20 protein-coding genes are annotated in these 25,609 nt (G+C 68.1%); 7 read left to right on the forward strand and 13 right to left on the reverse strand.

Going from position 1 to position 25,609, the window contains the following annotated elements:
* Together AZH51_RS17330 and AZH51_RS17335 are read left to right on the forward strand one after the other, a co-directional pair.
* Positions 1-379: LysM peptidoglycan-binding domain-containing protein (locus AZH51_RS17330; protein WP_291526110.1), on the forward strand; the 379-nt coding region annotated here is incomplete at its 5' end.
* Complete coding sequence (locus tag AZH51_RS17335; protein WP_291526111.1) at positions 376-939, forward strand: Rv3235 family protein; 564 nt, start codon at positions 376-378, stop codon at positions 937-939. The genes AZH51_RS17330 and AZH51_RS17335, both read left to right, overlap by 4 nt.
* Positions 940-1,060: 121 nt before the next feature.
* On the opposite strand, the gene secA is transcribed toward AZH51_RS17335, so the two are convergent.
* Positions 1,061-3,805, reverse strand: a complete 2,745-nt coding sequence (secA, locus tag AZH51_RS17340; protein WP_291526112.1) for a preprotein translocase subunit SecA — start codon at positions 3,803-3,805, stop codon at positions 1,061-1,063.
* A 79-nt stretch (positions 3,806-3,884) separates the two neighbouring features.
* On the opposite strand from secA, the gene AZH51_RS17345 reads away from it, so the two are divergent.
* Positions 3,885-6,137 (forward strand): GNAT family N-acetyltransferase, encoded by a 2,253-nt coding sequence (locus AZH51_RS17345; protein ID WP_291526113.1) that lies wholly within the window; start codon positions 3,885-3,887, stop codon positions 6,135-6,137.
* A gap of 11 nt (positions 6,138-6,148) precedes the next feature.
* On the forward strand, positions 6,149-6,778 hold the full coding sequence (locus AZH51_RS17350) for a flavin reductase family protein (protein WP_291526114.1): 630 nt from the start codon (positions 6,149-6,151) through the stop codon (positions 6,776-6,778).
* A 16-nt stretch (positions 6,779-6,794) separates the two neighbouring features.
* Here the strand turns inward: AZH51_RS17350 and AZH51_RS17355 are convergent, their stop codons facing one another.
* The 8 genes from AZH51_RS17355 to ahcY all read right to left on the reverse strand — a co-directional run bounded on the left by AZH51_RS17355 (position 6,795) and on the right by ahcY (position 19,191).
* Positions 6,795-9,617 (reverse strand): hypothetical protein, encoded by a 2,823-nt coding sequence (locus AZH51_RS17355; protein WP_291526115.1) that lies wholly within the window; start codon positions 9,615-9,617, stop codon positions 6,795-6,797.
* Between the two features lie 115 nt (positions 9,618-9,732).
* Positions 9,733-11,727: an OPT family oligopeptide transporter gene (locus AZH51_RS17360; RefSeq protein WP_291526116.1), complete on the reverse strand. Its 1,995-nt coding sequence runs from the start codon at positions 11,725-11,727 to the stop codon at positions 9,733-9,735.
* 87 nt (positions 11,728-11,814) lie between these two features.
* The gene (raiA, locus tag AZH51_RS17365; RefSeq protein ID WP_291526117.1) at positions 11,815-12,477 is read right to left on the reverse strand and encodes a ribosome-associated translation inhibitor RaiA; all 663 of its coding nucleotides are present in this window, start codon (positions 12,475-12,477) and stop codon (positions 11,815-11,817) included.
* A gap of 194 nt (positions 12,478-12,671) precedes the next feature.
* Complete coding sequence (locus AZH51_RS17370; RefSeq protein WP_291526118.1) at positions 12,672-13,439, reverse strand: ComF family protein; 768 nt, start codon at positions 13,437-13,439, stop codon at positions 12,672-12,674.
* Positions 13,440-13,493: 54 nt separating this feature from the next.
* Positions 13,494-15,284 (reverse strand): LpqB family beta-propeller domain-containing protein, encoded by a 1,791-nt coding sequence (locus AZH51_RS17375; RefSeq protein ID WP_291526119.1) that lies wholly within the window; start codon positions 15,282-15,284, stop codon positions 13,494-13,496.
* Entirely contained in the window at positions 15,284-16,924 is a 1,641-nt protein-coding gene (mtrB, locus tag AZH51_RS17380; RefSeq protein ID WP_291526120.1) for an MtrAB system histidine kinase MtrB, read from the reverse strand. Before mtrB ends, AZH51_RS17375 begins: the two co-directional genes overlap by 1 nt.
* A 21-nt stretch (positions 16,925-16,945) precedes the next feature.
* The gene (mtrA, locus tag AZH51_RS17385; RefSeq protein ID WP_291526121.1) at positions 16,946-17,632 is read right to left on the reverse strand and encodes an MtrAB system response regulator MtrA; all 687 of its coding nucleotides are present in this window, start codon (positions 17,630-17,632) and stop codon (positions 16,946-16,948) included.
* A 95-nt stretch (positions 17,633-17,727) separates the two neighbouring features.
* Positions 17,728-19,191: an adenosylhomocysteinase gene (ahcY, locus tag AZH51_RS17390; protein ID WP_291526122.1), complete on the reverse strand. Its 1,464-nt coding sequence runs from the start codon at positions 19,189-19,191 to the stop codon at positions 17,728-17,730.
* A 440-nt stretch (positions 19,192-19,631) separates the two neighbouring features.
* On the opposite strand from ahcY, the gene AZH51_RS17395 reads away from it, so the two are divergent.
* The 3 genes from AZH51_RS17395 to ilvA all read left to right on the forward strand — a co-directional run bounded on the left by AZH51_RS17395 (position 19,632) and on the right by ilvA (position 21,821).
* Positions 19,632-20,222 (forward strand): hypothetical protein, encoded by a 591-nt coding sequence (locus AZH51_RS17395; protein ID WP_291526123.1) that lies wholly within the window; start codon positions 19,632-19,634, stop codon positions 20,220-20,222.
* 96 nt (positions 20,223-20,318) lie between these two features.
* Complete coding sequence (locus AZH51_RS17400; protein ID WP_291526124.1) at positions 20,319-20,453, forward strand: hypothetical protein; 135 nt, start codon at positions 20,319-20,321, stop codon at positions 20,451-20,453.
* Positions 20,454-20,540: 87 nt separating this feature from the next.
* Positions 20,541-21,821 carry a threonine ammonia-lyase IlvA gene (gene ilvA / locus AZH51_RS17405; protein ID WP_291526125.1) on the forward strand — a complete coding sequence of 427 codons (1,281 nt, stop codon included), beginning with the start codon at positions 20,541-20,543 and terminating at the stop codon, positions 21,819-21,821.
* Here the strand turns inward: ilvA and AZH51_RS17410 are convergent.
* From AZH51_RS17410 to AZH51_RS17425, 4 genes are read right to left on the reverse strand one after another with little or no spacing between them, the layout of a single operon-like run.
* Complete coding sequence (locus AZH51_RS17410) at positions 21,799-22,788, reverse strand: cation diffusion facilitator family transporter (protein WP_291526126.1); 990 nt, start codon at positions 22,786-22,788, stop codon at positions 21,799-21,801. The genes ilvA and AZH51_RS17410 overlap by 23 nt on opposite strands.
* Positions 22,789-22,818: 30 nt before the next feature.
* Positions 22,819-24,198, reverse strand: a complete 1,380-nt coding sequence (gene mtr, locus AZH51_RS17415; protein WP_291526127.1) for a mycothione reductase — start codon at positions 24,196-24,198, stop codon at positions 22,819-22,821.
* A 22-nt stretch (positions 24,199-24,220) separates the two neighbouring features.
* Positions 24,221-25,384 (reverse strand): SIS domain-containing protein, encoded by a 1,164-nt coding sequence (locus AZH51_RS17420; protein ID WP_291526128.1) that lies wholly within the window; start codon positions 25,382-25,384, stop codon positions 24,221-24,223.
* A gap of 12 nt (positions 25,385-25,396) precedes the next feature.
* Complete coding sequence (locus AZH51_RS17425; protein WP_291526129.1) at positions 25,397-25,603, reverse strand: hypothetical protein; 207 nt, start codon at positions 25,601-25,603, stop codon at positions 25,397-25,399.
* Positions 25,604-25,609 lie beyond the last annotated feature (6 nt).

Below are 25,609 nucleotides of genomic sequence, written 5' to 3' on the forward strand. Positions count from 1 at the left end.
TCCTTGGTGTCCGCGGCCCCCGGTAACCCCCCCTGCGCCGGCGGCCGCGGACACCAAGGACATCCCCCAGCCCGGATGGGTGACGCCAGCACCCTCACCGACCAGTCAACGGTGTGCCACCGGCGCCCGACTGATCGCCGGCTGCCCCAGCCGCCAGGAGTCAACGCAGGTGGTCGTGCACCGCGGGGACAGCCTGTGGTCGCTGATCTCCCGGCACCTGCACACCCACGATGCCGCCGTGATCGCCGCCGCGGTACCGCACTGGTACGCCGCGAACAGGTCCGTCATCGGGCCCGACCCGGACCTGCTCCTGGTGGGCCAACGCCTGCACATCCCGGACACCGCACCGACCGAACACACCACCCAGGGGGAACGATGAGCACCACACCGCACGCCGCCCAGCCGTACGAGAAGTTCCCGCCGCTACGCGTGGTGCCGGCACCCAGTGCCGATCCGGAACCCCTGGAGACGGCGACCGTCACCCAGCTCTTCACCGAGCAGGCCACGCGGCAGGACCGCCGCCGATCGGCGTACGTGCAATCGGCGCTGGCGATCGATTTCCGCGAGTCCGGGGAGGACCCGGTCTTCGGACCTCAGGCGACCAGGCGCAGCGAGTTGCCCGAACCGGCCGCATGGGCCGGTCAGATCATCGGCGCGGTGCTGGAATGCACGACCGGCCTACGCCCGGTCACCCAGCTCGCCCGATGGCTGGACACCGCTCCACGGGAGATGGTCGCGCGGCGCTACACGACCGCGCAGCGCCGGGGAACGCGCCCGTTGGGCCGGTCCTCGGTCCTGCGCGCCCGGGCCTGCGAACCCGCCGACGGCGTCGCGGAGGTCTCCCTGGTCGTGCAGCACGAGGGCCGGGTGCGCGCCGTGGCCGCACGGCTGTCCGGGGTGGACGGGCGCTGGCTGGTCACCGCGCTGCAGATCGGCTGAGCGCGGGACGCCGACCGGCGAGCCATTTAACGTCGTGTGGTGGCTAACGGTCACCGTGACAACCACCGCCCGACCTGTTGACGTCCAGTGGTGCCTCACGGTCACCAGGGCGTACGCCGGGTCAGGACTTGGTCGAGGCCTTCGGCTTGGTCTGGGCTTTCTTGTCCGTCTTCTTGTCCGAACGAGCCTTCGCCCGACGCTGCTGACGGGACAACTTGCCCTCCGGCGCCACCGCACGGCCTTCGTCGTCCATCGCGAAGGACTCCGCTTCGCCGTCCTCATTCGGAGCAACCATCGTCAGGCGCTCCTCCTTCGGCTCGGGCAGCGACGCCTCGACCTCGGCCGGGTCGATCTGCGCGTTAAAGAGCAACCGGACGGTCTCTTCCTTGATCGCGTCGTTCATCGCATCGAAGAGCAGGAAGCCCTCGCGCTGGTACTCAACCAGCGGATCGCGCTGGGCGAACTGCCGCAGCCCGATGCCCTCCTTGAGGTAGTCCATCTCGTAGAGGTGCTCACGCCACTGCTGGTCCAGCACGGTCAGGATGACGCGGCGCTCGACCTCCCGGGTGACCTTCTCCCCCAGGGCCGCCTCGCGGGCGTCGTACGCGTGCTGAGCATCGGAGCGCAGTTCCTCGGCCAGGTGCTCGGCGGTGATCCCCGCACGCCCACCGACCTCGTCCTCCAACTCACCCAGCGTGATCGAGACCGGGTAGAGGTCCTTCAACGCGCTCCACAACGCGTCCAGGTCCCAGTCGTCCGAGAAGCCCTCGGCGGTCGCGCCCTGCACATAAGCGTCGATCGTGTCGTTGATGAACCCGCGCACGGACTCCTCGAGTTCGACGCCCTCGAGCACCTGGCGCCGCTCGCGGTAGATCGTCTCGCGCTGCCGGTTGAGCACGTCGTCGTACTTCAGGACGTTCTTGCGGATCTCGAAGTTCTGGCTCTCCACCTGGGTCTGCGCGCTCTGGATCGAGCGGGACACCATCTTGGACTCCAACGGCACGTCGTCGTCCATCCCGGCGCCGGCCATGAACCGATCGACCAGACCCGCGTTGAACAACCGCATCAGGTCGTCCTGCAGCGACAGGTAGAACCGGCTCTCCCCCGGGTCACCCTGACGGCCGGCGCGACCGCGCAACTGGTTGTCGATGCGGCGCGACTCGTGCCGCTCGGTGCCCAGCACGTAGAGGCCGCCCAGCTCGGTGACCTCGTGGCCGGCCGTTTCCACGGCCTTCTCGGCCTTCTTCAGCGCCTCGTCCCACGCCGCCTGGTACTCATCCGGCGTCTCCTCCGGGTCCAGCCCCTGCTTCTTCAGGGCAGCGACCGCGATGAACTCGGGGTTGCCGCCCAGCATGATGTCGGTGCCTCGACCGGCCATGTTGGTGGCCACGGTGACCGCGCCCTTGCGACCGGCGTCGGCAACGATCGTCGCCTCGCGCTCGTGCTGCTTGGCGTTCAGTACCTCGTGCGGAATCCCCTTGCGGCGCAACTGATCTGAGAGGTACTCACTCTTGTTGACGCTGGTGGTACCGACCAGTACGGGCTGACCCTCGTGGTGCCGCTCGACGATGTCCTCGACCACCGCGGCGAACTTGGCCTCCTCGGTGCGGTAGATCAGGTCGGCCTGGTCCTTACGGATCATCGGCTTGTTCGTCGGGATCGTCACGACACCCAACTTGTAGATCTGGTAGAGCTCCGCCGCCTCGGTCTGGGCGGTACCGGTCATGCCGGACAACTTGTCGTACATCCGGAAGTAGTTCTGCAGCGTGACGGTCGCCAGGGTCTGGTTCTCGTTCTTGATCTCGACGCCCTCTTTGGCCTCGATCGCCTGGTGCATGCCCTCGTTGTAGCGCCGGCCGGCGAGCATGCGGCCGGTGTGCTCGTCGACAATCAGGATCTCGCCGTTCATGACGACGTAGTCCTTGTCCTTCTTGAACAACTCCTTGGCCTTGATCGCGTTGTTCAGGTAGCCGATCAACTGGGTGTTCGCGGCCTCATAGAGGTTGTCGATGCCCAGCAGGTCCTCGACCTTCTCGATCCCGGGCTCCAGGATGCCGACGGTCTTCTTCTTCTCGTCGACCTCGTAGTCGCCGCGACCGGGTTTGCCGTCCTTGTCCTTCTCCGCGCGGTCCAGCCGCTGCACGATCTTGGAGAACTCGACGTACCACTTGGTCGCGGCATCCGCCGGGCCGCTGATGATCAGCGGGGTCCGGGCCTCGTCGATCAGGATCGAGTCGACCTCGTCGACGATCGCGAAGCGGTGGCCGCGCTGGACCAGTTCCTCGGTCGACCAGGCCATGTTGTCGCGCAGGTAGTCGAAGCCGAACTCGTTGTTGGTGCCGTAGGTGATGTCCTTGGCGTACTCGGCCCGTCGCTGGTCGGGGGTCATGCTGGCCAGGATGACCCCGGTCTCCAGGCCGAGGGCGCGGTGCACGCGGCCCATCAGCTCCGATTGGTAGCCAGCGAGGTAGTCGTTGACCGTGACGACGTGGACGCCCTTGCCCTCCAGGGCGTTGAGGTAGCTCGGCAGGGTCGCGACCAGGGTCTTTCCCTCACCGGTGCGCATCTCGGCCACGTTGCCCAGGTGCAGCGCCGCGCCACCCATGATCTGCACGTCGAAGTGCCGCTTGCCGATGGTGCGCTTACTGGCCTCACGGACCGCCGCGAACGCCTCGGGCAGCAGGGAATCAAGGCTCTCGCCGTCGGCGAGCCGCTTCTTGAACTTGTCCGTCTCCTCGCGCAACTCCTCATCGGACAGCGCTTCGAAGTCCTCCTCGAGGAGGTTCACCTGGTTCGCGATCGCCTGCAACTTCTTGAGGGTGCGGCCTTCGCCGGCACGCAGCACCTTCTCGACAACCTTGGGCACAAGCTCTCCTGCAATGGGTGGACAGACCTACCAAGACTAACGGGCGTGGGCCGGATCACCGTTCCCACACCAAAACCGGATGCGCGTGCGGCCGCGTCCGTGGTTGCCTGCTGGGGTGGATGACGCCTTCCTGGCCGCGACCGTCCCCGTGTTGACCGTCCCCTCCCCGACCGGTGACCACGTGACGCTGCGCGCCCACGCACCGCGCGACGTACCGGCGATCGTGGCGATGTGCACCGATGAGCGGATGCGCCGCTTCGTGCCGTTGCCCAGCCCGTACGCCGGGCCCCAGGCCCTCGCGTTCCTGGACTCCGTGGCCGCCGGCTGGCGCGACGATTCCATCCTGGCCTGGGCGATCGACGTCGACGGATCGTTCGCCGGGTCGGTGAATCTCAAACTGGTGGCCCCCGGGACCCGGGAGATCGGCTTCAGCCTGCACCCGGCGTACCGCGGGCAGGGTCTGATGACCCGGGCGGTGCGCACGGTGCTGGATTACGCGTACGACGGGCTCGGGCTGGGCACCGTCCTGTGGCGCGCCGCGGTAGGCAACTGGGCCTCCCGTCGCGTCGCATGGGCGAACGGCTTCACCGTGGACGGCACCTGGCCGGCCAGCCACCCGGTCGGCGACGGCGAGGTCGCCGGGACGTGGCTGGGTCACCGGCACGCGACCGATCCGGGGGAACCGAAACTGCCGTGGTGGGAGCCAGCGGTCCTGGAAGGCGACGGGGTCCGGCTGCGGCCGTGGCGGGAATCGGACGCGGGCGTGCAGACCGACGACGAGACGACGGTGCGGTTCTGGGGTCGCGCCGCACCCGGCGCTGGCTCGTTTGCCGAGGTGCTGACCAGCCAGCAGGAGCGGATGGCCGGGGGTGACGCGATCTTCTGGTGCACCGCGTCGGCGATCGACGACCAGCCGCTCGGCGGGATCGAACTGGTCAATCTGGCGACCCACGACCGGTGGGGACGGGGCCGCTTGGGCTACTGGCTGCACCCGTCGGCCCGTGGCCGAGGCGCGCTCGGGAAGGCATTGGAGCTGCTCATTCCGCACGCGTTCGGCGAGCTGGGTCTGCAACGCCTCGAAGCCGGGGTCGACCAGGAGAACACCGCCTCGCTGCGGGTGCTGCGCCGGGCGGGCTTCCGGCTCATCGGCACGGAGAAGAACGCCCTGACGTACGTCGGCACCCGGGTCAGCGACGCCGTCCAGTTCGAGGTGTCCGCTTCCGACGATCGCGAGGCGCAGCGGGTCGAACCGCGGATCGCGCCGGTGCTCCTCACCGAGCGATTGCGGCTGCGGCCGTGGCGATCCGACGACGCACCTCGCCCGGGCCAGGAGAGAGACGAGCTCAGCGAGCGCTTCATGCCGGCCAACGCCCAACCCGGGCCGGCGCTGCCGTGGGAGCAGTGGTTCGCGCGGCGCCAGCGACTGACCGACAGCGGCGAGGTCACGTGCTGGTGCATCGCCGACGCGACCACCGACGAACCGCTGGGCGACATCCTGCTCTTCGGGTTCGACGAGAACGTCAAGGGCAACGCGGAACTCGGCTACTGGCTGCACACGAATGCTCGTGGGCACGGCTATGTCGACGAAGCAGTCGAGGCGGTCGTGCGCTGGGCGTTCGCCGACGGGGGCCTGACCCGGCTGCACGCGGGCACCGACACGGATAACGTCGCGTCCCAGAACGTCCTGCGCAGAGCGGGTTTCAAACTCTGGGGCAGCGATCGGCAGAACTGGACCCGGATGGACGGCACCGCGTCCGACGGCACGTTCTTCGAACTGCTGGCCACCGATGACCGAGAAGCGCAGCGGGCCACGCCACCGCCGACGCTGCACACGGACCGCGTGTGGCTGCGCCCGTTCTCGCGCCACGATGCCGAACGAATGACGCAGGCGCAGGCCGACCCTGTCTTCCGGCATTGGTTCAACTCGACCCCTCGATCAGTCGAACTCAACCGCGAGCGCGCCGCACAGCGGTCGCTGATCGACACCGGCCGGTGGGGAATCGGATGGGTGATCTGTGCACCCGGTAGCGATGAGCTGGCCGGCGGGATCAGCATCCAGAACATCGAGAACGGCGAGGCCGAGATCGGCTACTGGATGCACCCGGACGCCCGCGGCAAGGGTCTGATGAGCGCAGCACTGCGCGAAGTGACCCGGTGGGCGTTCGCCGACGGCGGCTTCCGGCACCTCGCGGTGCAGGTCGCCGAGGGCAACGAGGCCTCGATCCGGGTCGCGCTCGCCGCCGGCTACCGACCGGTCGGAGCGTGGCACCAGCGCGAGGTCCTCGGCGACGGAAGGGTGGTCGATCTCCTCGCGTTCGACCGGGTGCCGTAGCGTCCAGACGCGTGAGCGAACGCCTCGAACGGTCGGGGGCCGAGATCGGCAACCTCTATCCGTGGTTCACCGCCAGCCTCATCCCCCGGGCCATCGCCTGGGTGTCCTCGATCAGCGCCGATGGGGTGCCCAATCTCGCGCCGCACTCCTTCACGACCGTGGCCGGCGTGGATCCGCCGACGTTGTGCTTCGTGTCGGTGGGCGCCAAGGACACGCTGGCCAACGTGCGCGCGACCGGCGAGTTCGTGCTGCAGATCGGTCGCTGGTCGCAGTTGGCCCAGATGAATGACAGTGCCACCCCGTTTCCGGCCGACCAGGACGAGTTCACGGCTGCGCACCTCGCCACGACACCCAGCACCGTGGTGCGGCCCCCGCGGGTGGCCGATGCGCCGGTCGCTTTTGAGTGCCGGGCCAGCGGCGAGCACGTCATCGGCGACTGCGTGATGGTCTTCGGCGAGGTGGTGCACCTGTCGGTGGATCCGGCCGTCCTGGCTGAGGACGGACTGCCCGACGCACGTGCTCTTGACCCGCTCTCCCGCCTCGGCCGCAGCGAGTGGGGCCGGCTGGGTCAAGTCTTCGCGACCGACCGGATTACGTTGCCGCAGTGGGATTCCGGGCGCCGGTCGCCCGAGGTCGACTAGATCGGCCGGCCCTCGCTCAGGCCGCCAGCCCCGGGGTCTGGGGGCGCGCCGTACCCGTGCGCACCGGCTGGTGCAGCACACCGAGGGCCTCCTGCCCGATGAGTCGCCCCAACTCGGCGTACGCCGCGAACTGGCCCTCGTCGAACCACTGGTCCGCGGTGCTGTCGTAGGGGAACACCTCATGACCCTTGGTATTGGCGTAGGTCATCAACCACGGCGGGCAGCCTTGCCACAGCACCGCTTTGGCGAAGATGAGACGTCCACGGCGGTGTTGCGGATCCAGGCCGGAAGCAGCCGGGTAGTCGATACGTCCCTCGAGCACACAACCTTTGGTGATCCGGGCGTTCAGAGCGGCAAAGTCATCAGCAGGGCCGAATGGTGCCCCGGTGCCCGGTGCGAGATCCTGCAGCGCGCCGTCGTCAAAGGTGATCTGCACACCCAGTTCGGCTTCTGCCAGCCGCACGGCCTCCCCCAGGCCGGACAGGTTGGGTGGGGTGTCGCCACCCGCATCGATGCACACGATGGTGTGGCAGCGGCGCCGTAACGCCTCGACCAACCCGAGGTTCTCGTAGTGGCCCCCGTCGGTAACCTGCACCAGACGTCCCCACGCCGGATGCAGACCCAGCAACTCGGCGTACAGATATCCGGCGCCACGGTAGGTGGGCAGATTGAACCGCCACGCGTAGCCCGGGCCGCGCTCGCTGGCCGCCACCTGACTGCTGCGGGCCATGAACTCCGGATTGGGCAACCACGTGCCCAGCCGGGCACCGGAGATGGCCAGAAGTTTCTCGATGCCGGTGCTCGAGCGGCCCATGCTGGAGGCGAATGCGCCGCCGCTGGTGGCCACGGCTGCCTGAACGGTCAGATCCCGCTGGACCCGCCCGCGCACCAACCGCGCCAGGTCGCCCGTCGCGATCCACCCGACGTCGGGGCCACCCACGAAGTCGGGACCGATGGTGTACGACGTCGCGGTCAGGCCGGCTTCACCCTGCGCGGCACCGCTGAGCGTGGTTGCGGCGGCGAAGACGAACTGTGGTGTCGCCGTCGTGCCGAACTTCTGCAGCTGGGTGAACTCACCGAAGTCGTAGGGCCGGGCACCGGGTCGGCCGGATGCGGGCGGCCGGACCGCAAAGGCCCGTGCGAGCCGCCGCCGGTAGAACGGATGCAGGCTGCTGCTGGTGACGTCGAGGTTGGCCAGCATCAACCACAGCAGACTGATCGCGATCAGGAGCGCGAGCACCGCCCGGCCGTCGCCACCGGACAACCGGTTCTCGAATGCCCAGACGGCCACGCCGCCGAAGGTCACCACCCAGGCCAGTGCGATCACCGCCAGCGTCGCAACGACGATCAGCAGTTGCAACATGCCGCGTGGGACCGCAGCGGGTGCGCCCTGACCGCCCTTGCCGAACCAGCCCGCCACCTTGGCGAAAATCCCCCGCCTGCGCCACAGGATGGTCGCCACGACGGCGGCGTAGTTCACCAGAGCTACGACCGAGCCGGTCCAGACCAGGTGACGCGTCGATCCTTCGAACAGCGCATCGGCAACGCGCATGACGCTGGGTGCGGCGATGGTCACCAGGACGGTGAGTAGGAGCGCAGCGCAGACCCCGGTGGCCAGCCGCATCATCAGCCAGCGCCACCGGTCGGGCCCCGTGCGCTCCGTGCTGCCCGCGGTGGAATCGGGCAACCGGCCGTACTCACACACACACGCGCCGAAGATCGCGACCAGGAACGTCACCGAAAGAATCGCCACCAACCACCACGCGCCCTGGTTGAGCGGCACGTCCCGGTTGCCGACCGGACTGATCGCAGCCAACGGCACTCTCGCGTACAACGCTCCGGCGAGGATGCCGAAGACCACGGCCGGGCACCACAACAGCAGTTGGGTGACCACGAGGCACCGCGCCAGCGTTCCCAGGGCCACCACGAGCGCACCGGGAGTGTCTGCGATGTAACTGGAGTGCCGTCGGATCCACTCGTACTCCTCGCTGCTCTCGCCGAAGACCTGACCGAGCCGACGCGGCGCCGGCGGCTCGTCGTTGCGACCCAACGCCTGCAGATAAGCGCCCGCGGTATAGCCGCCGCCGGAGACCGACACGACGTAGTCGGGCTCGACCGCGGGATGCAGGTCCTTCGGAGGGCGGGTCAGCTGCTGCATCGCGCCGAGGGCCACACTGGCCGAACGCACGCCACCACCGGACAGGCAGATCGCCGTACCAGGCCCGGATCCGGGTCCGAAGGGCGTCACGGCGGCAGGCACATACGCCCGGCGCCATCGCGCTCCTTGCTGGTCGCCGTCCGGGGCAGCCGCGGAGTGCGGGGCGATCTGCACGACGTAGTTCCCGGCGTGCGTACGCCGATCGCTCAGGCGCCGTCGCGCGGTGAGCACCCGCGCGAGGACCAACGGGCCGACGATTAGCGCGATGGATGCCGGCACCAACCCCACCAGCGCCGCCGTGGCAAGGACGGCGAGGATCGGTGGCGCCGCCGTACCGGTCATCAACAACACGTCGCGCACCAGGTGGGCCAGGGCTGCGCCCACCGCGCACAGCGCAGCGCCGCCACCGAGCCAGCGGGCGTATGGCGTCCACGCGAAGCAGTAGGCAAGTGTCCCCCACCCGCCGAGCAGCAGCAGATAACCAACGGGGTACAGCAGGCTGGGTGCAGGTGCGGACACCGGCCGGGGATCTGCGAGGCCCACGTCCTGGTGGTGCGCCAGGCACCAGGCCAGCACCACCGCCCCCGCAGTGATGGCGATGATCAACGCGGCCAGGGTGCGGCCGCGGGCGTGGCGTTGCTCGGCGGGAAACGCGACCGGTAGTCCGGCACGAATGATCACGGCTCCTCCGTCCGGCTGTGGTGGCCGGCCGGTCCGCGACCGGCCACCACAACTCACCGATCAGGAGGCACCGACCGGGGACCTACGGACATGCCCGCGCAAGAATTTTCCGGACTCAGTCGTGGGGCGTCTCCGGCGCCGTGGTGTGGCTGGCGATCGAGCGCGTCCGGGCGTACAGCCACACGATGAGGCCGGCGAACACGATGACGCCCAGCCAGTTGGCGATCGTGGTAAACCCGTCCCCCATGACCGCCAGCGGCTCGTCGTTGCCGGTGGCCGCCACGATGCCGGCGAACAGCACGCCGTACAGACTCTCCCCCACGATCAACCCGGTGGCCATCAGGATGCCCAACCGCTTGCGGAACTGCGGGTTCGGGCCCCGGGCCGCCCAGTTGTCGTAGATCCGGCCGAGGAAGGCACCAATCGGAATGATCAAGGTCAGCGCCATCGGCAGATACATGCCCATACCGACGGCCAGCGGCGGCAGCCGCAGGTTGCTCGTGGTCTTGCCGAGGACTTCGTCGATCGCGATCACCACGGCACCGATGAGTGCGCCGAGGCCGATCAACGACCAGTTCAAGGAACCGCCGAAGACACCCTTGACCAACGCGGAGATGAGCGCGGCTTGCGGTGCGGCGAGCGCATCCGCCTTTGCCCCCGGCGCGCCCTGGAAACCGAAGGCGGTCTGCATCAGCTCCAGCACCGGAGGGATGATCAGCGATCCGAAAGCCACGCCGATGATCAGCGCGACCTGCTGTTTCCACGGGGTGGCCCCGACCAGTTGTCCGGTCTTGAGGTCCTGCAGGTTGTCGTTGGAGATGGTCGCCACGCCGAAGACCACGGCCGTCGTGAACAGCGTGTAGGCGACCAGTGCTTCCAACTCGTTGCCGCTGGCTCCGCCGTACGTCACCTTGATCAGCAGGGCCGCGGTGATCGCGACCAGGATGCCGACGCCGGAGATGGGACTGTTCGATGAGCCGATCAGCCCGGCCATATAGCCACAGACGGCCGCGATCAGCAGCCCGGCCACCAGCACGAAGACGACACTCACCGCGATGATGCCCCCGGCGCTGCCGGCCAGAGCAGTGTCCTTGACGAAATCCCACAGGAGCAGACCGATCGGGATCAGGAAGAGCACCGAGACCGCGGCGACGATCTGGATCGGGATGTCCCGCTCGGTGATGTCCACCTCGTGGCCCGTACGCCGCTCGCGGGACGAGGCGACCGCCTCCACCACCCCGCGCACCACCGGACCGATCAGCTTCAGCAAGGTCCACACCGCCGCCACGGCAATCGCACCGGCACCCACGAAACGCACGTCCGAAGCGAAGACCCCACTGACGGTGTCCATGATGTCGCCGGTGGCCGGGACCTTGCCGCTGGTGCGGATCGGCAAGATCACGAAGAAGGAGATGACCAGGCCGACGAGCATCGCGATCCCGACGGTGATACCCACCAGATGTCCGACACCGATCAGCGCCAGCGACAAGCTGGCCCCGAACATGGTCCCGCCGGACCCGACCCGGAAGGCTGCCGCCAGCGAATTGCTGACGACCTTCAGCGACGCCAGGAGAGAGAAGGCTGCGGCGGAGACGGCACCCATGACGATGACGTGCAGACCGGCTTTGCTCTCTTCGGCGCCACCACTGCTGTCGCCCACTTTGAGCACCTCGGCGCCGGCGACCCCTTCCGGATAGGGCAGATCCGACCCGGTCACCAGCGCCCGGCGCAGCGGGATGGAATACATCACCCCCAGCGTGCCGCCCACCGCGCACACGGCCACGGTGATCCAGTACGGGAAGCCGGTCCACCAGCCGATCATGATCAGGCCGGGCAGCACGAAGATGATCGCTGACAGCGTGCCCGCCGCCGAGGCGATGGTCTGCACGATGTTGTTCTCGACGATGGAGTGATCGGCGAAGTAGCGCAGCACCGCCATCGAGATGACGGCCGCGGGGATGGCGGTGGCGAAGGTCAGGCCCACCTTCAGCCCCAGATAGACGTTCGCGGCGGTGAACACCAAGGTGATGATTCCGCCGAGAATCACACTGCGGACTGTCAGTTCACGGACCTGGCCTGCCGCCCGGGGAGTTTCGGTGCTGGTGGTCATCTTTCTTACGATATGACCGCACGATCGCCACGTATACGACAAAACGTGCCCACCCCGGATCGGGGTGGGCACGTGTGAGGTGACAGGTCAGCCAGCGACCAGGGAGTCGGCGTGCTCGTCCTGCTCGCTCGTCGCGGCCTCGATATCGAGGTGGATCACGCCGTAGGACCAGCCGCGTCGGCGGTACACCACGGACGGCTTGTCGGTGTCGGCGTCGTGGTAGAGGTAGAAGTCGTGCCCGACGAGTTCCATCTCGGCCAGCGCCTGGTCAACCGTCATGGGTTCGGACTCGTGCACCTTCTCACGCAGTTCGATCGGGCACCCCTCGTCCCCGCCGACCTTGCGGATGTGCTCAGGAAGTTCGTCCGTAACCGGCTCCGGTGGGGCGGCGATCTCGTCCAGAACCGTTGCCGCGTCGCGCAGGGATTCAGCGCTCTTGCGACCGCGGTGCACGACTCGCTTGTCGTGGCGCCGACGCAGCCGCTCGCCGAGTTTCGTGGTCGCAAGGTCGAGTGCGGCGTACTCATCGCCAGCTGCCGCTTCAGCACGGATGACCGATCGCTTGGCGTAGCACGTGATCTCGATGCGCTCAGCTTCCTTGGCCTGTCGCGGATTCGCCTCGTGGGTGACGACGACATCGCAGCGGGTGACGCGCGGGTCGAGCTGCGGAACTTTCGCGAGCTTATCGGCGATGTGGCGACGGAAGCGTTCGGGCACCGTGACGTGACGTCCGGTGATGGTGATCTCCATGGCGACCTCCTAGGGCCGTGGTGTCGGTGATTCGTCGCAGGCGGGCGGGGCCGCTGGTCGCCACATCACCTCCCGGTCCGGGAGCAGTCGCACCCCTCCGTCGGCGCCCGGCCGACGGTGAGGTTCTTCATGACCTGACGTTAACTCGCAAAGGCCCGTGACGGAACCGTTATCCGGCGCGTCGTGGTGGTTGATCACTCTTCGAACAGGTTCATCCCAGGCGCCGGACCTCGCCGCGGACCGGTGGTGCGTGGTGTAGCGGCCAGTGTGACGGCGACCACGTGTGCGACTCCGACGCTGCGCAATGCGCGCGCCGATTCCGCCAGCGTGGCGCCCGTGGTCACCACATCGTCGGCGAGAACACAGACCTGGCCGACGAGGACGTCCGCAGCACGCTGGCGGACCCGCAAGGCACCTGCGAGGTTGTGTGCTCGCTCGGCGCTGTGCAGACCAGCCTGGTCCCGGACGCGGCGGGTATAGCCCAGCGCATCGATCACCGGCAGCACCGGGTCTGCGCCCGAAGCGGTGAGCACCAGGTCGCGAAGCGGGTCCCGGCCCCGCGCACGACGGGCCGCGGGGCTGGAGGGTGCGGGCACGACGTACACGCATCGACCCGACGAAAGACGTTCAGCGACAACGTCATCCAAGCCAACGCCGGCCCGCAGGGCGCGACCCAGCCACGCGCCGAGCAGCTCCCGCAGATCGGTCCGCCCCTGGTCCTTGTACGCCGGGAGCAACTCGCGCACGACCCCGGCGTACGGCGTCGCGGACCAGGTGGGCGGGAACCCGTGGGGGCACGGGTCGGGGACGGACCAGAACGGCGACAACCGGCCCGCTTCACGCACCTGGTGGGCGCACAGCGCGCAGATGAGCACTCCGGGCTCGCCGCACGCACACCGTCTGGGCATCGCCAGATCGGCGACTTCCGCCAGCAACGTCCTCACACCGTGTCGCCAGCTCATCCGGCCAGCGTGCCGGGTGCGCTGCGCGGGCGCCTCGCGTGACTGTGGAAAACCTCAGGTGCCGGGGACCACGAGGTCGCTCAGCCCACTCATCGGCGACCAGGTGGCCCCTTCGTGAATGAGAACCTGCCCTGCGGTCGTGATCAGATAGACGTCGCTCGGGCCGTCGCCCACGCCCCGGATCGCCAGGAGCGGCTGCTTCGGGTCCTGCCCGAGATCTTCCAGCAGGCCACCGATCGGCACCTGGACCGCCTGCACCGCACCGTTGTCCGCGATGCTGCGCGCCAAAACACCCAGGGTGCTGTCGTCCAACCAGGTGACGTCCCGCACCTCCTGAAGCCCGTCACCGACGACCAGCGGCGTCGAGAGCGCCGTGGGATGCCCCGAGGCGTCCCGGATGATCGATGACACGTTGATATGGGTCGCTCCGGAGTCCGATCGCACCACCATCGCGATCCGGTCACCGTCGGCAGCAACCGCAATGGCGGTAATGGTGGCCGCACCCAGCCATGGGAGGTCGACGGGTTGCGGCGGCGCGGACTGCGGAGGGTCGGAGGTCGAGATGAACCACACGGCCGAACCGGCGCTACCTGGGGCGGGGGTGAGCGGCGTACCGGCCACCCAGATCTCCGACGGGGTGCGGCTGGCGAAACTGGGTCTGGTCAACTGCGTGCCGAAGACCGGTCGCGTGAACTGACGGCCCGCGACCCACCGCGACATGGTGGTCCCATCCGCGGACACTGCGACCACTTGGCGTCCGTCCGCCGATACCCCGAGCTGCGTCCATGTCTTGGCGACCGAAGGCAGCGCCACCGACGATGACCCACCCGCGGAGGCGCCGGCGGCGGGATTGAACCAGCGCAACTGGTCGGCGGACCGGGCGATGAGCTCGGTGCGGTTCACCTGCACCACGGTGTACCCGAGATCTTCCGGTGACGTCGGGTCCTGCGGCAGGTCAGGTGTCTCCAGCCGCGCCGCACCATCGACCGTGATGACGACCGAGCGCACGCCACGGGTCAGGGAGAGGGTCGCGAGCATCTGCGCCCACAACGCGGTGCGCTGCGCCGGACTGGCAGTGAGCGCCGCCGAGGTCAGGTCAACTGTCGCAACGCCGGTCGAGGTGTCCACCGGGACCGCGTCCACCCGCAGCAGGGTGCCCTGCGGCATCTGGGCGGTCACGACCGGCGACAGGTAGGCCGGCGGGGGCCGCAGCACGGCACGCGCGAGCGCTGTTGTCAGGCCGCTCAAGGGGAACCACCGCACATCGGCCACCAACGTCTTGGTGGCCGGAACGGCGTAATAGACCTTCTGTGCGGTGTAGCTGACGTCGAAGTCGTCCTGGCTGATCCATGCTCCGAAACCCTTGGGAAGTGCACTGATGCGCCACTGCCCATCGACCCGTTGCATGGTGAAGGAACCGGTGCGGGTCTGCGGAGTCGCCGTGTCGCGCAGTCGTCCGTCGGCATCCAGGAGCGCGCTCTGGCGGGCCGTCACCGAGACGGTCCGGGCGTCGGTCATGGAGTCCACGAAGTCGCGCTCCCCGGTGTTGATGGACAGCTCCTTCTTCGGATCCCAGGTCGCAGAGGCCGCACCGGTGAGGAACTCCCGGGCCACCGAGTAGTCATCGGTCGTGTAGGCGTTGGCGCGCAGGAAACCGCGCACGATGTCGCGGGCGGAGGCATCCGTCGCCGGACCCGGTGGTCGTACGTTGACCACGGGAGCGGGCTCGGGCGCGATCGAGGCACGCGCTTGCACCGGACTGCTCGACGGCAGACCGCTGCAGGCGCTGAGCGTCCCGACCATGGCCAGCGCCAGGAGAACGAGCAGGAGGCGGGTACGGCGCATCAGGACTGACCGCCTTCGCCGCCCCTGGGCGCGGCACCGCTGACCAGAGTGCTTCCGATGGTCAGGCTGTTGCCCGGCGGCATCACCCGCCCGACCTCGGAGTCATCCGGCGCCAACGGCAGCGGGGACCGGGCGATGGGGACGCCGGCGCGGGTGGGCAGCGTCAACCGGAAACAGGCGCCGTTTCCTGGTTCCCCCCACGCCTGCAACCAGCCATCGTGCATCCGTGCGTCCTCCAGGGAGATCGCTAGACCCAGCCCCGTCCCACCGGTCGTGCGGGCACGTGCCGGATCAGCGCGCCAGAAGCGGTTGAACACCCGGGCGGCGTCCCCCGGGGCCAGCCCGACCCCGTGGTCGCGGACCGTCAGGGCCACAGCGGTCTCGTTCGAGGCCACGGCCACCTCGATCGGTCGGCCCTCCGCGTGCTCGATCGCATTGCTGACCAGGTTGCGCACGATGCGCTCGATCCGGCGCTTGTCCATCGGGGCGACCGCCGGGCGACGCGCCTGCAACCGCAGACTGGTGTGCGCCCGGGCTGCGAGCGCAGCGGCCGCATCGACGGCACTGGCCGCGATATCGCGCAGATCGGCGGGTTCCAGTTGCACGGCCGCCGCACCGGCGTCGAACCGGGAGATCTCCAGCAGATCGGTCAACAGACCCTCGAACCGGTCCAGTTCGCGACTCAGCAACTCCGCCGAGCGCGCCACCGGCGCCGTGAAGTCGTCGCGACTGGCATAGATCATGTCGACGGCCATCCGGATGGTCGTCAGCGGTGTCCGCAGCTCGTGGGAGACATCGGAGGTGAACCGCTGCTGCAGCGTCGACAGATCCTCCAACTGTCTGATCTGCCGTTGCAGGCTGTCGGCCATCGCATTGAAGGAGGTCGCCAGACGGGCCAGGTCGTCTTCGCCGCCAGCCGGCATCCGTTCATTCAGCGCCCCGGCGCTCAGTCGCTCGGCCACGTGAGCAGCCGACCGCACCGGCGCGACGACCATCCGGGTCACCAGATACGCCAGGGCCGCGAGCGCCAGCACCAGCGCGATCCCACCGAAGACGAAGGTGTTGCGCACGATGGTCAGGGTCTGCGCCTCGACGTCCATCGGGAAGATGAAGTAGAGGTCGTAGGCACCGGCGTTGGGCACTTCCAACCGACTGCCGATCAGGACCGCCGGGATCTTGCTGCGACCACCACTGTCCGGGACGGTGATGATCTTGACCTGCTCGTGATCGGGATCCTCTTTCAGCGCGAGCCGGATATCCGCCGGGATCATCTCCGGATCAGCGCCCTGGGTGCTGACATCGCCCAGCGACACCGCCGTGTTGCCCTCGGCCTGGATGATGACGACCCGCCGCGAGGTGTCCGAACCTGGCGAGGCGACCTGCTGGGCGATCTGCCGGGCAGCCACGCGCAGCGATGTGAGGTCCGTGCGGTCTCCGTTGGAGAACGTGTTCTGGGCGATCTGACGCTGCGATTGCGCTTCCTGCTGCGCGGAGTTGATCGCGTTGGTGACCAGGCCGTCCGCGATGCGTTGGTACATGTACGAACCAATGGCGAGCGTGAAAAGCGCACCGACGATGGTGGTGATGGCGACCACCCGGAAATGCAGCGAGCGGCGCCAGAACCGGGCCAGGGACCGCATGGGGTTCAGCCCGCCGGACGATCAGGCGGGGGCGCCGGCCTTGTAGCCGACTCCCCGCACGGTCAGCACGATCTCCGGGTGCTCCGGATCGCGCTCGATCTTGGCCCGCAGGCGCTGCACGTGCACGTTGACCAGTCGGGTGTCGCCCGCGTGGCGGTAACCCCAGACCTTCTGCAGAAGCTCTTCGCGGCTGAACACCTTCCACGGCTTGCGCGCGAGGGTGACCACCAGGTCGAACTCCAAGGGGGTAAGCGCAATCGCCTCGTCCCCCCGGTGCACCGAGTGCCCGGTGATGTCGATCGACAGGTTACCGATACGCAGGGTGTCGTCGACACCGTCGCGCTCGTCGGTACGGCGCAACCGGGCGTGCACCCGGGCGATGAGTTCCTGCGGTTTGAACGGCTTGGTGATGTAGTCATCGGCCCCCGCGTCCAACCCGGCAACTACGTCCACGGTGTCGGTGCGAGCGGTCAGCATCACGATGGGAACCCCGGACTCGGCGCGCAACTGCTGGCAGACCTGCACCCCATCCAGGCCGGGCAGCATGACATCCAGAAGGACTACATCGGGCTTGAACGACCGGAACGCTTCGAGGGCGCCACTGCCGTCGGGGCAATGACCAACATCCCAGCCTTCACCGCGCAGCACGATGCCCAGCATCTCGGCCAGCGACGGATCGTCGTCGACCACCAATACCCGTGCGTTCATATCGCCCCAAGTGTCACATACGCACTGGGGTACGCCGATCAGCCAGTGATCGGCGTACCCCACGTCGCGGGTTGGCTCGGTGAGCGAGGAACCAATTAGTACCGGTAGTGCTCCGGCTTGTACGGACCCGCCACGTCCACACCGAGGTACTCGGCCTGGGCCTTGGTCAGCTCGGTCAGGTCGACTCCCAGGGCACCCAGGTGCAACCGGGCGACCTTCTCGTCGAGGTGCTTGGGCAGCACGTAGACCTGCTTGTCGTAGTCACCGTTCTTGGTGAACAACTCGATCTGCGCGATGGTCTGGTTGGAGAAGCTGTTGGACATCACGAAGCTCGGGTGCCCGGTCGCGTTACCCAGGTTCATCAGTCGGCCCTCGGACAACACGATGATGCTGTCGCCGTTCTCGAAGGTCCACTCGTGCACCTGCGGCTTGATCTCGGTCTTGATGACGCCGGGGACCTTCGCCAGACCGGCCATGTCGATCTCGTTGTCGAAGTGACCGATGTTGGACACGATCGCCTTGTTCTTCATCTTGGTCATGTGCTCGGCGCGGATGACGTCGTAGCAACCCGTCGTCGTGACGTAGATGTCGGCGATGTCGAGGACGTCTTCGAGGCGCGCGACCTGGAAGCCCTCCATCGCGGCCTGCAGCGCACAGATCGGGTCGACCTCGGTCACAATGACCCGCGCGCCCTGACCGGCGAGAGACTGCGCGCAGCCCTTGCCGACGTCGCCGTAGCCACACACGACCGCGACCTTGCCACCAATCAACACGTCGGTCGCCCGGTTCAGGCCGTCGATCAGGCTGTGCCGGCAGCCGTACTTGTTGTCGAACTTGGACTTGGTGACCGAGTCGTTGACGTTGATCGCCGGGAAGAGCAGTTCGCCGGTGCCCGCCAATTCGTACAGGCGGTGGACGCCGGTGGTGGTCTCCTCGGTGACACCGCGGATACCTTCAGCGACAGTCGTCCACTTCTTCGGGTCCTGCGCCAGGGTCCGGCGCACGAGGTCCTTGAAGACACCGAACTCCTCGGAGTCCTCCTCGGTCGTGGCCGGGACAGCGCCGGCGATCTCCCAGTCGCGGCCCTTGTGGACCAGCATCGTGGCGTCGCCGCCATCGTCCAGGATCATGTTCGGGCCTTCTTCACCCGGCCAGGTCAGGATCTGCTCGGTGCAGTCCCAGTACTCCGGCAGGGTCTCGCCCTTCCACGCGAAGACGGGGACACCCTGCGGGTCCTCTGGCGTGCCGTTCGGGCCGACGACAACCGCCGCGGCGGCCTCGTCCTGGGTGGAGAAGATGTTGCACGAGGCCCAGCGGACCTGCGCACCGAGCGCGACCAGCGTCTCGATGAGGACGGCGGTCTGCACGGTCATGTGCAGCGAACCGGCGATGCGGGCGCCGCGCAGCGGCTGGGCTGCGGCGTACTCCTCACGCAGCGACATCAGGCCGGGCATTTCGTGCTCGGCGAGGCGGATCTGGTGTCGGCCGGCCTCAGCAAGCGAAAGATCGGCGACCTTGAAGTCAAAAGGCTTGGTGTCGGGTGTGGTGTCAACGGACATAGACAACTCCTGGTGATGGTTCGGTGGACTACCCGGCGCTGCCCTTCTGGGCCTCGCTACTGCGGCGGTCATCACCCGCGCCGGCGCATCGATTCTAGCGAGGTCTGCCCGCAGTGCCGCTTCCTACGGTGAGGACACGCGATCAGGTTCACAATTTCGCGCAGTGTCCGGCGACTTCCGTCGATCTCTTGTGAGCCGGCTCACGGAGGCGCCCCGTGGCCGCCCGTTCGCCTACGCCACCGTAGGTGTAGGTAATGTGACGTGCGGCACGGCCGCCACTGCCCCTCCGGGCCACCCGCAGGGGCCGACGAAGACCGGCTCCGCCCCCGCTGGCCTGCGGAAAAGAACCTCTTGTGATTTAGCACACACCGTGCCATGGTTAATCCACCTACGTAACCGTAACCAGTTCTGGACGGTGTCCAGATATCGCAGGAGGCTTCATGAATTCCGCCGTACGCCGCGCTGCTGTTCTCGCCGGAGCGGGTGCCCTCGTGGCTTCCGCCTCGGCGCTCGTGACACCGGCGGCTCACGCCGTCGGGGCTGGTACTGGCCAGTACAACTGCACCTCGACTCTGAAGGGCAGCCCGATCTCGGTGGGCACCTGGACCGCTGCGGTCGCCGCGTTCAGCCCGTCGTCGGTTGCCAGGGGCGCCACCATCTCGACTCCGCTGGTCACCGGTGTGATCAGTGCTCCGGCGCAGGCCGCCGCGCTCCTGCAGGCCAAGGGCATCGTGTACATGCAGGGCACCGTGACCGTGAAGTACTCGGCGACCGGCGCCGTCGCGAACCCCGGTGCCCGCAGCACCACTGTTGCGGCGCCGCTGGCCGTGGTGCCTTCGTCCAACAACGCGCTCGGTGTGGCTCTGGTCGGCGGACCGATCACCGACACCGCCGCGAACAAGGCTGGCACTGTCACCTACGCGACGACGTCCGTGTCGGGCACGTTCAAGACCAACAAGGGCACCACGCTACCGATCAGCTGCACCCCTGTCGGCGGTCCGGTCACCATCGCGACGGTGACCGTCAAGTAGCACTCGTCACCAGCAAGTACGTCAGCGGCGTCGTCCCCCCGGGCGACGCCGCTGACGTATTCGTATTCGGCGCTCAGGTCGCTGCTCCTGATGGGCATGACCGCCACCCATCGCGCCGGATACCACCTGGGTATCTACCTGCTTGCCTTGTTGTTGCTGTTCGGCGTCACCCGTGTCGTCGATGCGTCCGCACACCAGCCGCCGTCGCCCACCACGACCCAGGAACGCTGACCCAGCATTCGTGACCTGGGTCAGTACACCTGCTCGCCATCTGAACCACTGAGGTAGCAACGCGCCGGCAGGCGGGACAATGCAGACATGCAGTCCCGGACCGATACGACCTCACCGGTCACCGCCGCCGACATCGATGCCGCAGCGGACCGCCTGCACTCCGTCGTACGCCCGACGGCTCTGGAGTTCAGCCCGCGCCTGTCGGCTGCCACCGGGGCCCGGGTCTACCTGAAACGCGAAGACCTGCAGTCGGTGCGCTCCTACAAGGTGCGCGGCGCGTTCAACCTGATGACCGGCCTCGACCCCGAAGCCCGTCGCACCGGGGTGGTCTGCGCAAGCGCCGGCAACCACGCCCAGGGTGTCGCACTGGCCTGCCGCACGCTGGAGATCCCCGGTCGCATCTACCTACCGCGCAACACCCCCCGTCAGAAGCGCAACCGGATCGAGCACCACGGCGGCCCGTGGGTCGAATTGCACCTGGTGGGCAGCACCTTTGACGAGGCCGCCGAAGCCGCCGCCGCCGATGCGCTCAGCAGTGGACGCACCCTCGTGCCGCCGTTCGACCACCCCCTGGTGATCGCCGGGCAGGGCACCATCGCCCGCGAGATCCTGGACCAACTCGGCGAACCGCCCGCTCTCGTGGTCCTGCCCATCGGCGGTGGTGGCCTGGCCGCAGGAGTGACCCAGTACCTGTCCGAACGACAGCCGGACGTACGCGTCCTGGGGGTGGAGCCCGCCGGAGCTGCCTCGATGACGGCCGCCCTGGCCGCAGGACATCCTGTGACGATCGACGCGATCGACCCGTTCGTCGACGGAGCCGCGGTGCGCACTGTCGGCAACCTCACCAGCGCCATCCTGCGCGAGCACGGTGTGCAGGTTCGCACCGTCGCCGAGGGACAGATCTGCACCGAGATGATCGAGCTCTACCAGAACGAAGGCATCATCACCGAGCCGGCCGGCGCGCTGGCCGCGGCCGCCGTGACCGATCCGGACGCAGCACCATTACCGGTGCACGCCGGCGACGCGGTGGTCGTCGTGGTGTCCGGCGGCAACAATGACCTGTCGCGGTACGGAGAGGTCGTCGAACGCTCCCTGATCCATCAGGGACTCAAGCACTACTTCCTGGTCAACTTCTCCCAGGAGCCGGGTGCCTTACGCCGTTTCCTCGATGAGGTGCTGGGGCCCGACGAAGACATCGTGCTGTTCGAGTATGTGAAGCGGAACAACCGCGAGACCGGACCGGCCCTGGTGGGTATCGAACTGGCCCGCGCCGCAGACATTTCCGACCTTCTGGACCGGATGTCGCGCACGCCCCTGGAGATCGAACGGCTCGATCCGGGATCGGTCAGCTTCCGCTTCCTGACCTGATGTGTCCGATCGAATCGGCGCCGGCCTCCCCCGTGTCCAGCGCCGGTTCGAGGTAGATCAGCAACTCCATATCGGGTTGCGCGGCCCGCGCCGCCGCCTCGGCAGCGTCGATCGCCGCCGAGATCTCCTCCCCGGAATCACCGGTGTCGATCGCGATCTTGGCCGCGACCAGGAGCTCATCCGGGCCCAGGTGCAGCGTCTTGAGGTGGATCACCCGATCGATGACCTCCTCGGACTCGATCGCATCGCGAATGGACCGCACCCGCTCGGGAGCTGCCCCTTCTCCGATCAGCAACGACTTCATTTCAATCGCCAGCACGACCGCCACCGCGACCAGGAGCAGACCGATCATCGCGGTGCCCGCCGCATCCCAGCGCGCGTCCTCGGTGATGATCGCCAGCCCGACGCCGAACATCGCGAACATCAGACCGATCAGCGCAGCGAAGTCCTCCAGCAGGACGACCGGTAGCTCCGGGGCCTTGGCACCACGCACGTAACGCACCCACGACGCACCGCCGCGGGTGTGGTTGGCCTCGCCGATCGCCGTACGGAAAGAGAATCCCTCCATCCCGATCGCCACCACCAGGACCAGCAACGGCACCCACCACCACTGCTGATCGGTGCCCGGTCGCTCCCCGTGACCCGAAACCGCCTCGTGCCACTTGTGATACGCCTCGTAGAGGGCGAATACGCCACCGATGGTGAACAGCACGATCGAGACGATGAAGGCATAGACGTACCGCTCCCGGCCGTAACCGAACGGGTGGTCGACGTCGGCTGTGCGCTTGGCCTTCTTGCCCCCCACCAGCAGCAACAACTGGTTACCGGAGTCGGCGAAGGAGTGCACCGCCTCGGCCAGCATCGAGGACATACCGGTGAGTAGGTAGGCGACCAGCTTGGTCAGCGCGATCCCCAGGTTCGCCGACAGCGCAGCGATGATGGCCTTATTTCCTCCGCCGGTGGACATGACCGGCAGTCTAGGGCCGCCCGCGCGGGCTTAGTCGCCGAACTCCAGGCCGAGCAGCGCGTTCTCGATCACCTCGGCGAGCGCCGGGTGGATCCAGTACTGCCCACGGGCCATCTGGTGCACCCCGAGCCCGAAGGACATCGCCTGGATCAGCGGCTGGATCAGGCTGCTGGCCTCCGGGCCCATGAGATGGGCGCCCAGCAACTCTCCGGTGCGCCGGTCGGCGACGAGCTTCACGAAGCCGGTGGTGTCCTCCATCGCCCAGCCGTAGGCGACGTCGCCGTATTTCTGGGTCTTGGTGACCACCTCGCGACCGGCGTCGCGTGCCTGCCGCTCGGTGAGACCGACGCCGGCCAGTTGCGGGTGGGTGAAGACCGCGGACGGCACGAACCGGTGGTCGACGCTACGCAGTTCCCGCGGGTGGGCCAGGTTGTGCGCCACGACCCTCGCCTCGTGGTTGGCGACGTGCTTGAGCTGGTACGGCGAGCTGACGTCCCCCAGCGCCCACACGCCCTCCGCGCTGGTCCGGCCGTACTCGTCGACGACCACACGACCGTCGGGGTGCGTCGCGACCCCCGCCGCCGGCAGGTCCAGGTCGGGGGTGTTGGGTTGGCGGCCGGTCGCGACCAGCAGGATGTCCCCGGTCACCGACTCCCCCGTGGTCAGGTCGACGGTGACGCCGGCCGCATCCTGCCGGGCCGCGATGACCTCGGCGGACGGGTGCAGATCCCACCGCTTCGCCGCCAACTCGGTGAAGGCGGCTGACACGTCGTCGTCGGTCTGCCGCAGCAGGGCCGCGCCGCGGGTGACGATGCTGATCTGGACACCGAGCGCCGAGAAGACGTGGGCGAACTCCGCCGCGATGAATCCGCCCCCGAGAATGACCATGCGAGAGGGTAATTCGTTGATTCGCATGATGTCTTCGTTGGTGTAGTAGGTGACCCCGGAGTCGCGAATCGCGTCCGGGATGAACGGGCTCGACCCGGTGGCGATCACGATCTGGTCGGCGGTGAGGTCGTGGTCCTGGCCATTCACGGCGACCGTGAGAGCGCGCGATCCGGTGAACCGGGCCGACCCCAAGTAGGCAGTCGTGTTGGGGCCGTTGACCCGGTAGTCCTTGCCGCCTTCGGAGATCGGGTCGATCCGGCCGAAGACCCGGTCCCGGATGTCCCGCCAGCGGATGGCGTCGATATGCGCATCGACCCCGTACCTCGCAGCGGACCTGATGTGCTCGGCCACCTCCCCGGCGTAGACGAACATCTTGGTCGGGATACACCCCACGTTGAGGCAGGTGCCGCCGAAGGTACCGCGCTCGATGATCGCGACCCGTTTCCCATCGAAATCGGGGGTGATGATCGAGTTACCGGAGCCGGAGCCGATGACGGCCAGATCGAAGTGCTCTGTAGTCACCCTGCCAGCGTAAGAGTCGCGATCACAGTCCCTTCGCGCGCACCCGTTCCAGATAGTCGGCCAGATGCGGGGAGACTGCAGGGTCCACGCCAAGTCCCAGCGCGACGTACGTCGCTGCGAAGTCGGTCAGAGCCACGTGCTCCGCCAACCGGGCGATGGGCGGCCCGGGAGCGGGCCGGTGCTCGACGACGGTCGCACCTGCGTCGCGCGCGGTCTCCAGGAGGGAATCCGTCAGCGCGTCGGCGGTCTCGCCCGGTTCCGCATCGCGCAACATCACCACCCCGAGCGCCGGTTGCTCCGGGCCGTCGAGGAACGGGTCGGCGAAAATGTCCTTGACCGGGGCCACCCCGGCGCCGCCGCCGGCGGTGAACGGACCGTCGAAGAGGGAGACCACCTGCGACGCGGTGTCCGGCAACTCACCCCAGGTAGCCGGGATGCGCGCCGTACGGGACAGCATGGACACCGCGCGCAGAGCGGCCACGCCCGTCAGCGGACCGTCGCCGAGGACGACCGGAACGCTCTCGGCGATCGACAGTGCCATGGACTTGGCAGGGTTCACGAACGATTCGGAACTCGGCCGGCAGGCCTCGGCCCACTCGTTCAGCCGCTCAGCGGCCGCCGCGAGCGCTTCGTCGGGTACGTCGACCAGGCCCAGCCGGTCGCCGGCCATCAGCACCGGTGTCAGCAACGACCACAGGGAGGTACGGCTCGAGGTGCGCCCGCGGCCGACGTCCACGTGGACGCCGCGAGCCTGCCGACTGATGTCGGCAAGGACCGAATCCTGCGCGCCGACGGTGAGCAGGGCGGCACCCCGCCGTGCCGCTTCCGCGGCGACGGCCACCGGTCCGTCAGCGGCCCCGGACAACGACACCGCCACGACCAGATCCAGCGGGCCCACCCACGCGGGTACCGGAACGTTGCGGCGAACGGTCACCGGGACGGGAGAGCCTTGCTCGGCCAGGGCCTGCAGGATGTCGGCGACGACGGCGCTGCCCCCGAGGGCGCTGACCAGCACGCTGCGGGGGCGCTCGCCGTACGCGACCTGATCAATCCCGGCCTCGTGGGCCAGGGCCATGGACTCGCGGACCTGGGCGCCGGCGGTGGCCAGCGCACGCAGAGTGCCGCGGGAGTCACGTGCGGCGACTTGCTCCGGATCGTCGATCCAGGCCTCTTCCAGCCTGGGCATCGGGGCGCGGCCTCAGACGGTGAAGACGCGGGCTTGATCGCCCAGCAGCACCGGAATGCCGTCCTGGATGGGGTAGCCGCGTCGCTGACCAGGGCCTTCGCAGTCCTGGGTGCATTGCAGTTCGGCCGAGCCGTCGGGGGCCGTACCGTCAGCCAGCTCGTGTTTTCCGATGGGGCAGCGCAGGATCTCGCGCAGCCAGGGTTCGATGACGTCGTTCACAACAAC

The sequence above is a fragment of the Branchiibius sp. NY16-3462-2 genome, from assembly GCF_001594145.1.
In the GTDB taxonomy this organism is placed as follows: domain Bacteria; phylum Actinomycetota; class Actinomycetes; order Actinomycetales; family Dermatophilaceae; genus Branchiibius.